This window comes from Chryseobacterium cheonjiense, from assembly GCF_012927265.1.
Lineage (GTDB): Bacteria > Bacteroidota > Bacteroidia > Flavobacteriales > Weeksellaceae > Chryseobacterium > Chryseobacterium cheonjiense.
The window spans coordinates 1675866-1691590 of record NZ_JABBGF010000001.1 but is presented as its reverse complement, the minus strand read 5'-3'; the positions used below and the strand labels follow the sequence as shown (position 1 = coordinate 1691590).

Sequence of the window (15725 nt, the reverse complement as noted above, 5' to 3'; positions counted from 1 at the left end):
TTATAGTTTATTAAGAGATTCCTGAATATTAATAATATTTTTATTTAAAAGAGCTTTATAAGCTTCTATTTTTTCATCGTATCCATTGTGATTTTTCTTAAATTGGTCCAGGTCGTCCAGTAGTTTTAATTCGTCTTTCATTTTCTGTACTATTTTTTCAAATCTGATTTTTTTGTAACCGTCATTGATGAAAAAATATCTTTTCCGCTCGTCCATTTTATTGTGGTCTATAATCAGTTCTGCATTCAGCAAGAGGGAAATACTGGTAGATACTGAGCTCTTACTGGCTGAAAATACTTCCACAAATTCATCAAAAGGAATACCTACTTTTTCGTAATCGAAGAGCAGGTAAGCATATATTTTTGATGCCAGAGGAGGTATATTGAAAACTGTGCCGTAAAATTTTACGGCATCCTGGAAAATTTTCTCATCAATTTCTATACTCTTATGCATGGTATATAAATTTGAGCAAAAGTAAAAATTAGTTCTGAACTAAACGAACAAAGCTGATAGAGTTTATAAATTTTACTTTTTTTAAAAAATCAATGAAGTTGGATTTAACTTTTATGCTAAATAATAATCTTCTCAAATGCTTTTCTGATTCCACCCGCCAGATAAACTTCTCCGCAATAGGTGTAGCCTTTGCTTTCCAGGATTTTAAGCATGGCCATGTTATCGAAATTGGTATCTACTTTAATGCTCTGAATTCCATGAGATTTTGTAAATTCTTCAATATGGTCAAACAGTTTTTTGGTCATTCCCTGTCCGGCAAATTTTTCATCCACTGCTACTCTGTGGACCACAACAAATTCTCCGTTGCTCAGCCAGGCTCCCTCAATCGTACTGTAAGCCGGTTCATCATTTAAGATAAGTGCTGCGTACACTGCAATTTCTCCCTCTACGGTCATGACATATCCAAATCCTTTTTCTATATCACTTTCCACGGTATTGATATTGGGATAGCCCTGTTGCCATTGGTCACTCCCGTCTTTTCTTCTTCTTTCTATTGCTTGCTGTAAAATGTCCCAGATAACATCTCTGTCTGCAATTTCCGCTTTTCTTAATTGGGTTTCTGAATTCATTATTGTGAAAAATTTAATTATAAAGGTTGATTCGGTTAAATTTAAAATGCATCTATCTTAAAAGATTTTTAAAGCCGGGTGATGCTTTTAAAAGCTCAGCATGACATTGCTCGACTAAAGGTTTATTAATTATGATTATATTTATTTACGATCAGGATAAGTATGGATAAATATAAAATGAACTTTAACCTAAAAAAAACCGAAAACTAATTGAAATTAATTTTCGGTTCGAAGTAGTAAAATTTAAAATTATGAAATTGTTTTATTGATTTTCATTTTGCTGGAGATAAGCATCAATTACTTCAAATGCTTTTTTCTCGTCCTCCAGTTTTACCATTACTTTCAGCGATGTTGCCGTTGGCGTAGTTGTGAAAGTAAGATAGCTGTTTTCTACGGCATTGGTAATGTTTGCATCATCCAGTTTTGATTTAATCAGCTGAATTTCTGCAGGTTTGTCACTTTCAAAAACTGATACTCTTGTACTTCTTTCCATGTTCTGTTACGTTTGAGTATCTAAATTTATGACATTTTTTTTAAAATTACAAATCCGTTATTTAAATTTTATGGATGTTATTTTCTATTTTATCCAGCGCAAGCTGTATTTCTTCTTTGCTGACATTCAGGTGCGGTCTGAAACGCAACGACAAATCTCCGCATGACAGAACGATCATTCCGTCATTCCAAAGCTCGTCTCTAAGGTTGTTTCTCTGCTCATGAGTAGCAAGGTCGATAGCACACATTAATCCTCTTCCTCTTGCATTTGATAATTTTTCAGGATATTTCTCGGAAAGGCTTTTCAGGCCTTCAAGCAAGAAATCGCCTACGACTCTTGCATGTTCCACAAGATTTTCCTTTTCGATAACTTCCATCACCAGCTGGAAACGGAGCATATCGATAAAATTGCCGCCAAATGTAGAATTGATTCTGGAACTTTCCCTGAAAACATTCTGAGGAACTTCATCAAATTTTTCTTTATTGGCCAAAATACCGCAAACCTGTGTCTTTTTACCGAAAGAGATAATATCCGGTTTGGCGGTAAAGTGCTGAAATGCCCACATTTTTCCGGTAATTCCGATGCCTGTCTGCACTTCATCAAAAATAAGAAGGATCTCATTTTCGTCGCATATTCTTCGTAATCCGGATAAAAATTCGTCTCTGAAATGATTGTCTCCACCTTCTGCCTGGATGGGCTCGATGATGATGCAGGCCACTTTATTCGGGTTCATCAAAATTGCTTCTTCAATATTTAATAAAGCAAGTCTTTCATTCTTGATGGTTTCCTCCAGGTTTTCTTCCGTTATTGGGAAAGAAAGTTTAGGATTCAGGATTCTTGGCCATTCGAACATTGGGAAATACTGATATTTTCTAGGGTCAGCAGTATTGGTAAGGCTCAATGTGTAACCGCTTCTTCCGTGAAAAGCCTGTCTGAAATGAATGCATATTCCAGCTTCTGTATCAAGACCTTTTTCAAAATTCTTACGGGTTTTCCAGTCGAAACATGCCTTCATGGCATTTTCAACAGCCAGTGCACCGCCTTCTATGAAGAAAGCATACTGTAGCTCTTCGGGGATTACTACCCTTTCAAAAACTTCAAGGAAGTGAGCATATTCTTCAGAATATACATCGGCCAATGTAGGTTTGTTGACGGCCATTTTTCCCAGCCATGCGGATTTTTCCACCAGATAAGGATGATTGTAGCCTATGGATGCTGATGCAAACATGGAAAACATATCCAGATATTCTTTGTTGGTAAGTTTATCGTAAAGCCATGATCCGTGCGATTTTTCGATGTCCATGACGAAATCGAATCCGTCTGCCAGAACGTGTTTTCCTACTGTTTCTTTTACTTTGTTTACTTGTAAGTCAATTGTTTCCATTTTAATTAATCTTAGGGGGGATTAATAATAAATTAATGATGTTGAAACAAAGAGATTATTTAAAAGTTGACAATTTTTAATTTTTAAATCTCTGAATTTCTTAATGTTTTAATAATTAAAGGTCAAACTTAATTCCCTGTGCTAAAGGAAGGCTTGCTGTATAATTGATGGTATTCGTCTGTCTTCTCATGTAATATTTCCAGACATCTGAACCGGATTCTCTTCCGCCGCCGGTTTCTTTTTCTCCACCGAATGCGCCACCGATCTCCGCACCTGAAGTTCCGATGTTTACATTGGCAATACCACAGTCTGAACCTGCATGGGAAAGGAATAATTCTGCCTCTCTTAAATTCTGTGTCATGATTGCAGATGATAAACCTTGCGGAACATCATTCTGAATGGCAATCGCTTCTTCTAATGTCTTGTATTTGATAAGATATAAGATAGGGGCAAAAGTCTCATGCTGCACGATTTCGTAAGAGTTTTTTACCTCTGCGATACATGGTTTTACATAACATCCGGATTCGTAGCCTTTTCCTTTCAGTACTTCTCCTTCCACAATGAATTTTGCACCTTCTTTTTTACCTTTTTTAATAGCTTCCTGGTACATGTTTACGGCATCTGTATCAATAAGAGGTCCTACATGATTGCTTTCGTCAAGAGGATTTCCGATCTTAAGTTGTCCGTATGCTTTTACCAAACGATTTTTCACTTCATCATAAACACTTTCGTGGATAATCAATCTTCTTGTGGAAGTACATCTTTGTCCGGCTGTACCCACTGCTCCGAAAACAGCTCCGATGATTGACATATTAATATCGGCATCCTGAGAAATAATAATAGCATTATTTCCTCCTAATTCAAGAATCGATTTCCCGAATCTTTGGGCAACATTTGCAGAAACCATTCTTCCTACTCTTGTTGAACCTGTAAATGATATAAGGGCTACTCTTTTGTCGTCTACCAGTTTCTGTCCGATTTCATGATCTGCAACCAAAACGCTTGAAATTCCTTCGGGAAGGTTATTTTCCTTTAAAACTTCATTCATGATATTCTGGCAGGCAACGGCACAAAGCGGCGTCTTTTCTGATGGTTTCCAGATGGTAACGTTTCCGCAGATCCAAGCTAAAGCAGTGTTCCACGACCATACGGCTACCGGGAAATTAAAAGCGGTAATAATCCCTACAATTCCCAGCGGATGGTACTGTTCGTACATTCTGTGTCCCGGTCTTTCGGAATGCATCGTGTAACCGTGAAGCTGTCGTGAAACGCCTACGGCAAAATCGCAGATGTCGATCATTTCCTGAACTTCACCAAGACCCTCCTGTAGTGATTTTCCCATTTCATAAGAAACAAGTTTTCCGAGATCGTTTTTGTATTGTCTTAGTTTCTGGCCAAGCTGCCTTACGATTTCCCCTCTTTTAGGAGCGGGAATGAGCCTGAATTCCTTAAATGCATTTTGTGCAGTTTCAAGAACTTTGTCGTAATCGGATTCTCCTGAAGTTTTTACTTTGGCAATAAGATTTCCGTCTACCGGAGAATAGCTTTCTATGGTTTTCCCTGATGCAAAGTATTTTCCGCCTGTTGAAGTTCCTTTATTTTCATCCTTAATTCCTAGATTTTTGAGCGTTTTTTCAATCCCAAAATCTTTTACTTTTTTAGACATAAAAATTTTACTTTTCGTTTTCCCTAAAGTTAAAAATATTACGCGAACTGCAAAATTTAAATTTTTTTAACGGGTTTTTTATTTGGACTAATTATAAACATGCTTATCTTTGTATGGTAATCTTTTGATATTCAGAAATGGAAAGCTCTCAGGAAAATAACTCAAAGTTTAAGAAATGGTTTAAACGTGTAGGCTGGGCGGGATTAGCATTCTTTACCATAAAAGGGCTGATTTGGCTGGTTATCTTTTACTTTGGGGCAGATACGCTTCAAAGTTGTATAAAATAAAAAGCAGAGAAATTTCTCTGCTTTTGTGTAATGTATTATTTTACTCTTTCTTCTTTCTTCCGGAATTAAGTAAACTCTGATGAAGCAAAAACTCAATCTGTCCGTTTACACTTCTGAACTCATCATTGGACCATTTTTCAAGAAGCTTGTAAGTAGACTCATCTATCCTGAGGACAAAAGATTTTTTGCCTTTGCTTTCGGAAGAATTCTGAGCTTTTTCTGATTTCATTTTTATTTCATTTAACGTTAAGCAAACAAGATTTAATATGATTGAAAATATCTTTGTAAGAATGCTTCGGTCAGAATAATATTGATAATATAAATATTACTTAGCCTTGACTTAATTATACAATGTTCCTGCATTTAGAATTGGTGTTGCGGCTTTTTCGCCACAAAGAACCACCATTAAATTGCTTACCATAGCTGCTTTTCTTTCGTCGTCCAGCTCCACAATATTTTCTTCTGATAATTTTTTTAAAGCTAAATCTACCATACCTACTGCTCCTTCCACAATTTTGGTTCTCGCCGCAACTATTGCTGTAGCCTGCTGTCTTTGAAGCATGGCTCCTGCAATCTCTGATGCATACGCTAAGTGAGAAATTCTCGCTTCCTGGATGGTAATCCCTGCTTTTGAAAGTCTTTCCGTAAGTTCCTGCTCAAGGATAGCATTGATTTTATCTCCACCTTCTCTCAACGTGATCGGGGCATGATCGTCTTCCAGATTGTCATAAGGAAAGCTCATCGCCAGATGACGTACCGCAGCTTCACTCTGCATTTTCACAAAATCTGAATACCGCTCGACATCGAAAGCGGCTTTGTAGGTATCTCCTACTTTCCAGACGATAACAACAGCAATCTCAATAGGATTTCCCATTTTGTCGTTGACTTTCAGGGTTTGTCCCTGTAAATTTTCAGAACGAAGACTTATTTTCTGGGATGAATATAAGGGATTGATAAAAAACAAGCCATTGTCTTTTACGGTGCCTACATATTTCCCGAAAAAGTTCAGCACTCTCGAATGGTTCGGCTGAATGATCATCAGGCCTTTCAGAAAAAAACAAAACAGGATAAACGCCAGTGCCGAAAGGACAACCAATGTAATGTTATTGTCAACTCCGATTGCAAAAAGGTAAATTGAAGCAATAAAAAGTCCGAGGCAGATCACCAAAGTGAGGTAACCGGACATCGGTTTCAAGATTTTTTCCATGATATAAATTTTTAGTTTGATATTATTTTGATATCATAAAGATATGGCTTTTTTTTCATCAAAATTATTTATTTTAAAATTTATTTTGACTTGAAAGAAACACAAATTCAAGAATTGAAATTTTAATTTTCTTAACGCTTCAGTTTCCTATACCGTTAAATATTCAGCACGAAAAATCCCTGAAAAATTAATTTCAGGGATTGTATGGATAATAAATTTTAAACTTATTTTTTATTTAAGATTCTAAACTTGTAATAAGAAGCGGCTGATAAAAGTGCCATTGTTCCAAGTCCGATGTACACCCATGCCGGAACCGGTACAGGATCTCCTGCTGCGTATGAATGAAGTCCGCTCAGGTAATAATTTACCCCGAAATACGTCATTACCATCGAACAGAAGGCAAACATTGTTGCCACATGGAATGCCCATCTGCTTCTTAATCCCGGAACCAATCTCATGTGAAGTACAAATGCATACACCATAATGGAAATGAAAGCCCAGGTTTCTTTCGGGTCCCAGCTCCAGTATCTTCCCCACGATTCATTGGCCCAGATTCCTCCCAGGAAGTTTCCTACCGTTAATGCAAATAAACCTATTGTTAAAGACATTTCAGAAACAATTACCAGTTCTTTTAAAGTTGTATCGTGGTGTAATTTGTAAGTTTCTTTATTTGAAATAATATAAAATACAAGACTGATCACGGCAATAATCATCGACAGGGCAAAGAATCCGTAGCTGGATGTAATAATGGCTACGTGTACAATCAGCCAGTATGATTTCAGTACCGGAACCAGCGGTGTGATCTGCGGATCAAGTGCAGAACCGCCGTGCGCAAATCCCATCATGATAACCGCAACCATAAATCCGGCAGCAGGAATCAAGGCGTTTGAATTTCTGTACAGTAACAATCCTGCAGTAATTCCTACCCATGAAATAAAAATAATAGCTTCGTAACCGTTACTCCACGGTGCGTGTCCGGAAATATACCATCTTGCCACCAGTCCAAGGAAATGGAAGAAATATCCTACAGCTCCGATTACAATAATCGCTTTTATGGTTTTGTTTAAAACTTTATTAGGTTTGAATAATTCTACAAATCCCAATAGTAAAAGAAGTCCGCCAATGATCGTGTAGAAAATCAATAATTTAAAATTAATATTCACCTTATTCATGAAAACTTCAAGCTCAACTTTGGACTTGGCAGGCACTACCGCTTTACCCCATTTCTGCTGATAATCAGAAAGCTTTGTAAGCTCTGCATCCGCTCTTTTCCAGTCACCGGTTTGTTGGGCAACAAGAACTTCCGCAAGATACGGTCCCATTACCTGCTGGGATTCTGTATCTGGTTCAAATTTTTGGTTTAGCCAAGAATGCCATGTATGATTAGGATCGTTTTTCACAGGAACAATTCTCATAAACTGTCCTGAGAATATTTCTTGGAATACCTGTACTCTTTCATTAACGGCAATTACCTCTTTATCATAATTGGTCTGCTCGGAAGCTTTTTTACGGAAGGCTGTGTTATAATCTTTTTCCAATACATAATGAAGATTTCCGTTGGCATCAGAAGGAATAAGATTTAATAGACTCGTATATCCGTCCTCATCTGCTTTTGTTTTTTCTTTCAGGGCGTCTCCGCCTTTTGTTCCTACTTTTATTAAAGGAACAGCAATCCAGTTATCAGGATTTGTATTGATTGATAAAAACCATTGGTTAGCAGAAAGTGATTTTCCATCAGTCCCTTTAAATTCATCTCTTTTGTAAAGCTTTCTTAAAACATCCAGTGCCTGTGTATTGAGAGGAACAATTCTTCCTTCAAAATTCTGAACGAGAAGATACCCGAATTTATCGGCATGTTCTGCACTGATTTTGTTTTGTGCGATGATTTCATCAGCAGAAACGCTTCTGATTTTTGTATGAGATCCGGAAGGAGCTGCAGAACCTGATTGGGACGGAGCAACTTCAGCATCATGATTGTGCTGTTCTCCCTCTGTGTGGATGTGTTCCCTACTGCCGTCAGTAGTACCGTGGGTTTCTATTTTTTGGGCATTCAGCCCGAAACTTAACAGTAATAATAATACGGTTACTACCCTTTTCTTGTTGACATCTTTCAGCATTTTATTAAGTTTCCAGAAATGAGTTCCTTTCCAGAAGAACATAAAGAACATTCCGCCAAATAAGAACGTGTATCCGATATAAGAGATCAGGGTTCCCCAGAAATCGTGGTTTACAGAAAGTACCGTCCCCATTCTGTCGGGATCGAAACTTGACTGGAAAAAGCGGTAACCTTTATGATTAAGCACATGGTTCATATAGATTTTAAAAGGTGTCTGTTTACCTTCGTCAATAATTTTAATATGACTTTCATAAGCACTTGGAGATGAGCTTCCCGGATATGTTTCCATTACGAAATCATCGAGTTTAAGTGAGAAAGGCGTATTGTATATTTTAGGACCGAAACCGATCATGATATTCAATCCGTCCATCGTTACCTGTTTGTAGGCATTCGGATTTCCTTTTTCAACCGAAAGGTCTACCAGCTGCTTTGTTTTCGGACCCTGAATTTCAACAGTGAGCATGTCAGGAACGGCCTGATCTTTTTTTCTGTCGCCTTCAATTGCCATTAATTTTCCTTTTTTAAGACCTTCAGGAACAACTAATTTCAATTCGTTAATTGAATATAAGCTTCGTAAAGCCAATGGCTGAAATTCATCTTTCTTTGTATTTCCCGTTGCCTGCGTTGCCATGGTCATATAGCTTGCATCAACAGGTGTTTTGATGAATAATTTCCCGCCTTCGTTTTTAAACTCTACAGCTCCTTCAATGGCTCTGTTGAAAGTAACTAACGTTCCGTTGATCGATTTTGTTTCGCCAGGCTTGATGAAGATATTCTGTCTTCCGGTTTGTCCTGTTGATACCAGGTGAAGATATTCGGCGCCATTCTGATCAGCTACGAGGCTGTCTTTTTTTCGCTGAACATACTCTTTGGCAACAACTTTCACTTCTTTTCCATGAAAATCATACGTCGCCTGCAAATCTTTGTGTAACGGAGACATTAAATACGGAATATCCTGATAATTCAGGATATCACCTTTTTCTTCAATCTGAATTTTCAGGAAGTTTTTATCAGTTACGATTTCATTGGAGGTTTCGCCTTCGCGGATGTGCATCGTACCCTCAAAACTGATGTACCGTGTAATAGCGCCACCAACGAAAATAAGTACGAATGCAAGGTGAAAAACCAGTACCGGCCATTTTTCTCTTTTCCATAGCCTGTATCTTCCGATATTTCCTATGAAATTAAGAATAAGCAGAACCATAATGAGTTCAAACCATTTTGCTTCGTAAATTAATGCTTTTGCTGTGGGAGTTCCGTAGTCGTTTTCTAAGAACGTTGCATATGCCATCGCAAATGCGTACACCAGTAACAACACAGCCATTGTTCTGGTCGAGATAAGAATATCCTGGAGCTTCTTCATGATATATATATACTTGATAGGCAAAAATAAGGATGATAAACTACAATGCCGTTAAAAAAAGCTGTTTTTTATCACTTTAAGGCAGATAAGTCTTATTTTTAATAGTTCTTAATAATTTTATTTCGAATGATAAAAATCTAATAATTAAATATTATCTTTTAAGATATAATGAATTTTTCCTGGTTGATAAGATGTTTGCTTAAATTAAGGCGTGGTATCTGCTAAAAACCTGTTCGGAGCTTTTTTCTGTATTTAGAAAATGCAGATGAAATATTTAAATTAGATTTGAATTATTTTAAATATTTTAGTCTCTTAAAACCGTGAATAAGCTTAATAATTTTCCATTAAATAAATAAAAATATTCTTCCTCATAAGACACCGCTTTTAATGTTGAAAAACATTAAATTTGCCACAATACATTATGGATAAAAACACACAAAAAAAACAACAGGAATTGCCTGAAAAAGGCAGATTTTTATCGAAGCCGCGGGTATTCTTCGGCCTTACCTTCATTCTTTTTTCCGTCGTTCTCACCTTTTCATTCGTTTCATACCTGATGAATTGGAAGGCGGACCAAAGCCAGGCCGGAACCATGCTGGACAAAAGCATTAAGTCCTCCAACCTTTTCGGAAAACTTGGCGACTGGCTCGGAAATATTTTTATTTTCGAAAGTATCGGGGTGGCTTCATTTATAATAGCCTTTTTATTTTTAGTCTTCGGAACCATTATTCTTAAAAAGAAAATGTTCAAACCCTGGAAAACAGTAGGGCATTCTCTTTTCTTTATTTGCTGGCTCCCAATCTTATTTGGGGCTATTACAAAAGGACAGGGCGTTTTGAGCGGCGTGTACGGCTACCAGATTATGGATTCACTGAATGCTATTATTGGTTCTTATGGTCTTTGGCTGGTTTTAATTTCAAGTATTGGTTTGTATTTCATCTTAGAATTTAATCTCCGTCCGAGTTCCATTAAATCTAGGCTGAATGATCTTAATGAAAATACTATCGGAAGGGTAAAATCCATGATGCCGAACTCCGATGAAAATTTCGAAGCAGATGATGAACTTATTGAGGAAGCCGAAAACGCTGAAATCACACCTTCAAAAATTACTGTTACAGAAGCGGTAAAGCCTAAAGCTGAACGTGAATCTGTTGTTCCGCAGGCAGAAACTATCGTAACGCCCAACAAGACTTCTTTTGAAGAGGATAAAAATGAGTTTTCACAACCATTACATGTTGACCTTAATCCGAAGCCATCGGTTCCTATGCCGAGCCCGGAACAGGCGTTTGATGTGACTCCGGTGACTTCTGCGAAAGTTGCAGCTGAAGACGATATAAAGTTTAAGGTGGAAGTTGCCCCTGTAATTGATATTCTTGATGATTCCGACAGGAAGTCACAGGAACTGGTACAAAAGCACGGGCTTTATGATCATAAGCTGGATCTTGCCAATTTCCAGATGCCGACTGTTGATCTTCTTAAGGATTACGGAAACGAAGAAATCTCCATTAATAAAGAAGAATTAGAAGAAAACAAAAATAAAATTGTAGGACTGCTGAAAAACTTTAACGTAGGAATTGCTGAAATTAAAGCAACGATTGGTCCGACAGTAACTTTGTACGAAATTGTGCCCGAAGCGGGAATCCGTGTTGCGGCGATAAAAAAACTTCAGGATGATATTGCCCTGAATCTTTCCGCTTTGGGAATCCGTATTATTGCTCCGATGCCGGGTAAAGGAACCATCGGGATTGAAGTTCCACGAAAAAATCCTACCATGGTTTCCATGCGTTCGGTTATCGCATCCCAGAAATTCCAGAATACGGATATGGATCTTCCGGTAGTATTCGGAAAAACGATCTCCAATGAAATTTTCATGGCAGACCTTTCCAAAATGCCTCACCTCTTAATGGCAGGTGCAACGGGACAGGGAAAATCCGTAGGTATTAACGCAATTCTTACCTCACTTTTATATAAGAAGCATCCGAGTGAACTGAAATTTGTAATGGTAGACCCTAAAAAGGTGGAACTTTCATTATATTCTAAAATAGAAAGACACTACCTTGCAAAACTTCCAGATGCGGAAGAAGCTATTATCACCGATACCAATAAAGTAATCAATACCCTGAATTCTCTTTGTATTGAGATGGATACAAGATACGATTTGCTGAAGAATGCATTCTGTAAAAATTTAAAAGAATACAATAAAAAATTCTCGGAAAGAAAACTGAATCCTGAAAACGGTCACCGTTACTTACCATACATTGTTCTGGTGGTTGACGAGTTTGCAGACCTTATCATGACTGCCGGAAAAGAAGTTGAACTTCCGATTGCGAGATTGGCGCAGCTTGCCAGAGCAGTAGGAATTCACTTAATTGTTGCTACGCAAAGGCCGTCTGTAAACGTAATTACGGGTATGATTAAGGCCAACTTCCCTGCAAGAGCGGCTTTCAGAGTAATATCAAGTGTCGATTCCAGAACAATCCTGGATTCTCCGGGAGCAGATCAATTGATCGGTAAAGGAGATATGCTTTATTTTAACGGAAATGAAATTTTAAGGCTTCAGTGTGCTTTTGTAGATACTCCGGAAGTAGAAAGACTGGCTGAATACATTGGAGAGCAGAAAGGTTATGCTTCCGCATTCGTCCTTCCTGAATATGTTTCCGAAGATTCTGCAAGTACTGTTGGCGCTTTTGATCCTAATGAGAAAGATGCTTTGTTTGAGGAAGCAGCAAGAATTATCGTTTCTACGCAACAGGGTTCCACCTCTATGCTTCAAAGACAATTAAAACTGGGTTACAACAGGGCCGGAAGAATTATGGACCAGCTGGAAGCAAGCGGAATTGTAGGCGGATTTAACGGGGCTAAAGCAAGAGAAGTCCTGATTAGTGATCTTCACTCCCTTGAACAGTTTTTGGATGATTTAAAAGGCTAGATTCTTTGTAAACTGTTCGTTAAATATTTAGATTATTTCTGTCTAATAATATTTCGCAAAGCAGCTTAGGATAATAAACAATATCCTTTGGAACAGTTTTTGGAAGATCTGCGCAGTTAAAAGCCCTACAGGGTTTAACTTTTAACAGTAAAGGAAGTCTAAAGATTAAAGATTTAAATAAAAATGAAAAACATTATTTCAAAAATTATAGTAAGCAGTATGGTTGTGGGCGCAGTAGCAACTGCCAATGCTCAGAAAATTGATGCGAAGGCTAAAAAAATACTGGATGATATCACGGCAAACTATAATTCTAAGAAGAATTCTTATTTTAAATTTTCCTTCGGAACGGGGACCAATGGTCAGGTTACCAAAACTGAACCGGGAATTTATTATGCAGCCGGAGATAAGTACAAACTGAAGATCATGGAAACGGAACAGATCTTCGACGGCAATAAAATATATAATATCAATACGGAAGACATGGAAGTAACGGTTGCAAAACCCAACGGAAGCGGCTCGATGTTCTCCCCTATCAATTATCTTTCGACCTATAGAAATGATTATAACGTAACCTATAATGGTAAGAAAAATGTAAACGGCGTAAGTACCGATTTTATAAAACTGACACCGGTAAAATCTAACGGAATACAGCACGTTTATCTTTTTGTAGATCCCGTAAAAAAACAGATGGTAAAACTTGAACAGCACGGAAACAATAAAGACGTTGCCGTAATCGCTATTAAAGAATATAAAGAAAATCAGGATCTGGATGCGGGAATGTTTGTTTTCGACAAGAACAAATACAAAAATTACCTGATCACCGAACTTTAACAGTCAATCTGAAAAACTGAAATTGCTTTTTAGCCCTTGGATTACAATGTTACAGGCAAACAGTTTTAGAGATTATAAAAATTTCATAAAATATAAAAGCTGCAAAGGAAACTTTGTGGCTTTTTCATTAATTTTGGCAGATGTTAAAAATACTAGACCGATATATCATAAAAACTTTCTTCGGACCGTTTTTCTTTATATTCAGCGTGCTGTTTTTCATATTTATTGTGAATATCATCTGGGTTCAGCTGGGACAGTTTATGGGAAAAGGGCTCAGTACCTTTCAAATTCTTAAACTTCTTTTTTATCTGGGAGTAAGCGTTATCAGTATGGTATTGCCGTTAACTATTCTTCTGGCAAGTATAATGTCCTTCGGGGAATTCGGGGAACGGTATGAGCTTGCAGCCATGAAAGCGGCAGGTATCTCGCTTACAAGAGTGATGCTTCCATTATTAGGCGTAACGGTTGTTCTTTCGGTCATGCTTTATTTTTTTTCCAATAATATTATTCCGGATTTTCAAAGGAAGGCGAAGAATATGCTCTTCAATATTGCCCAGACCAAGCCTGCGCTTAATTTTACGCCGGGACAGTTTATCGATCAGATTCCCGGATATATGGTGAAATTTGATAAGATAACCGGTGAAAACGGAGAAAATATCGATGGCGTTTTTATTCATAAAAAAGCAACAGCTTATGATAATCAGCAGTCAATTGTAGCAGAAAAAGGAAAATTTGTACCTGCCGCAAACAGAAATTATCTGAAACTTATTCTGTATAACGGGTATGTATATGAAGATAATTTTGCCGGAAAAGCAGAAAACGTGCGTCTGAAACAGCCGGATCAGGCCATAAAATTTGATTCACTGACATCACATTTCGACGTAAGTGAAATCATCAACAAAGCTATTGAAGAAGAAAAAATTACGGATGATTATCGTTTTCAGACTTTCAATCAGCTTAATAAAACAATTGATCAGACCAAAAAGGATAACAATAAGTTTTTTACAAATATTAACAACGATGTTCTGAACCAGACCAATTCGGTAATAACCTACATGGATACTAAGCAGAACAGATCGAAGGCAAAACCCAAACAGCTTTTAAAGCTCGATACCTTAAAAAATGATAAAAAGCTGGAAATCATCAATAATGCTTACAGCAGGCTTGAGAATCTTAAAACGACCACAGAATCCAAAAATAATGAAATTGATCCTATGGTGAAATATTACGGTAAAGTGGTGATTTATCAGCAAAGAATCGTGACCTATTCATTTACCTGTATTATTTTCTTCCTGATCGGGGCAAGTCTCGGGTCTATCATCAGAAAGGGAGGTATGGGGCTTCCGGTGATTATTGCCATCGTTATTTTTATTATATTTTATGTGATCAATGTAGGTACAGAGAACATGGCCTGGTCCGGAAAGATAAATCCTTATCTCGCGGCATGGATTCCGAATATCGTTTTGTTCCCTTTCGGAATATGGATGACTTATAAAGCGCTTACGGATTCGCAGCTGTTTGATGCGGAGAAATACAAAGCATTCTTTAAACCTGTCACGAAACTATTCGTCAAAAAAGAAGAGCATAAAAGATATCAGTAAAAAAGTTCCGGAAATTTCCGGAACTTTTTTTATAACGAGCAATAAATAGTTTTAGGAAAACTGTAAGATTCATAGCATGTTTTTTGTATTACCGCGATATCCAATCACGATAAATTATGAAAATTACAATGTTAAGCCTCAGTCTTCTTATGTTCATTTCCTGTAAAAAAGAAACAGCAAAAGAATCGCAGAATACTCCGTCCAGAGATCAATTAACCGCAAAAGATAGCGCAATATCCAAAAACGACTCCATCCATACGATTGAGGATGTAAAAAAGGAGTATACCTACCTTAACAACATGCTGACATCAAAAAAACTGGACTCTACAACATTCAATTATAATTGTGATGAGAGAGAAGGTGAAGTCACTCTTTTTTATAAGGATAATAAGCTCGCAGCTGTTAAGGATTTTTACGCAGAACACAGTCACTTTTCATCCTCAACAAAATATTTCGTAAAGAATGATCAGGTGTTTTTTATTTTTAATGATGAAACGGTCTGGAACTTCGATGACGGAGGAACTCCTGACAGACCGGAAACGATTGATGATATCACAGAAAAAAGAATTTATATTATCAATAACAAACCTGTACAATGTTTCGAAAAGAAATATGCCATACGTTCAAAAGGAAATAATAAAAACCCTGAAACCATAGCCAATAAAGAAACGAAATGTGATATCACCGAGCTTATGAAAAAGTATCAGCTCATACTTAAAAATAAAGACAAAAAGGGAGACATTGATTGCCTGTAAAAACAAAAGCG

Annotated in this window: 12 protein-coding genes; 4 read left to right on the top strand and 8 right to left on the bottom strand. The window is 37.2% G+C overall.

The window, feature by feature from the left end:
- The 8 genes from HHL20_RS07600 to ccsA all read right to left on the bottom strand — a co-directional run bounded on the left by HHL20_RS07600 (position 1) and on the right by ccsA (position 9598).
- Positions 1-453: a transcriptional regulator gene (locus HHL20_RS07600; protein WP_169230551.1), complete on the bottom strand. Its 453-nt coding sequence runs from the start codon at positions 451-453 to the stop codon at positions 1-3.
- 116 nt (positions 454-569) lie between these two features.
- Entirely contained in the window at positions 570-1082 is a 513-nt protein-coding gene (locus HHL20_RS07595; protein WP_169230550.1) for a GNAT family N-acetyltransferase, read from the bottom strand.
- Between the two features lie 262 nt (positions 1083-1344).
- The gene (locus HHL20_RS07590) at positions 1345-1575 is read right to left on the bottom strand and encodes a DUF2007 domain-containing protein (RefSeq protein WP_169230549.1); all 231 of its coding nucleotides are present in this window, start codon (positions 1573-1575) and stop codon (positions 1345-1347) included.
- A gap of 61 nt (positions 1576-1636) precedes the next feature.
- A complete protein-coding gene (gene lat, locus HHL20_RS07585; RefSeq protein WP_169230548.1) occupies positions 1637-2959 on the bottom strand; it encodes an L-lysine 6-transaminase in 1323 nt (440 codons plus the stop codon).
- Positions 2960-3074: 115 nt separating this feature from the next.
- The gene (gene amaB, locus HHL20_RS07580) at positions 3075-4625 is read right to left on the bottom strand and encodes an L-piperidine-6-carboxylate dehydrogenase (RefSeq protein ID WP_169230547.1); all 1551 of its coding nucleotides are present in this window, start codon (positions 4623-4625) and stop codon (positions 3075-3077) included.
- 327 nt (positions 4626-4952) lie between these two features.
- Positions 4953-5141 carry an Arc family DNA binding domain-containing protein gene (locus tag HHL20_RS07575; RefSeq protein ID WP_169230546.1) on the bottom strand — a complete coding sequence of 63 codons (189 nt, stop codon included), beginning with the start codon at positions 5139-5141 and terminating at the stop codon, positions 4953-4955.
- 111 nt (positions 5142-5252) lie between these two features.
- Positions 5253-6119: an SPFH domain-containing protein gene (locus HHL20_RS07570; RefSeq protein WP_169230545.1), complete on the bottom strand. Its 867-nt coding sequence runs from the start codon at positions 6117-6119 to the stop codon at positions 5253-5255.
- 224 nt (positions 6120-6343) lie between these two features.
- Positions 6344-9598: a cytochrome c biogenesis protein gene (gene ccsA, locus HHL20_RS07565; RefSeq protein WP_169230544.1), complete on the bottom strand. Its 3255-nt coding sequence runs from the start codon at positions 9596-9598 to the stop codon at positions 6344-6346.
- 421 nt (positions 9599-10019) lie between these two features.
- Between ccsA and HHL20_RS07560 the strand changes: the two genes are divergently transcribed.
- The 4 genes from HHL20_RS07560 to HHL20_RS07545 all read left to right on the top strand — a co-directional run bounded on the left by HHL20_RS07560 (position 10020) and on the right by HHL20_RS07545 (position 15714).
- Positions 10020-12527, top strand: a complete 2508-nt coding sequence (locus HHL20_RS07560) for an FtsK/SpoIIIE family DNA translocase (protein WP_169230543.1) — start codon at positions 10020-10022, stop codon at positions 12525-12527.
- Between the two features lie 183 nt (positions 12528-12710).
- The gene (locus HHL20_RS07555) at positions 12711-13358 is read left to right on the top strand and encodes a LolA family protein (RefSeq protein WP_169230542.1); all 648 of its coding nucleotides are present in this window, start codon (positions 12711-12713) and stop codon (positions 13356-13358) included.
- A 140-nt stretch (positions 13359-13498) separates the two neighbouring features.
- Complete coding sequence (locus tag HHL20_RS07550; protein WP_169230541.1) at positions 13499-14959, top strand: LptF/LptG family permease; 1461 nt, start codon at positions 13499-13501, stop codon at positions 14957-14959.
- A gap of 116 nt (positions 14960-15075) precedes the next feature.
- Positions 15076-15714, top strand: coding sequence for a hypothetical protein (locus tag HHL20_RS07545; protein ID WP_169230540.1), 639 nt, complete (start codon positions 15076-15078; stop codon positions 15712-15714).
- The last annotated feature ends 11 nt before the right edge of the window (positions 15715-15725 follow it).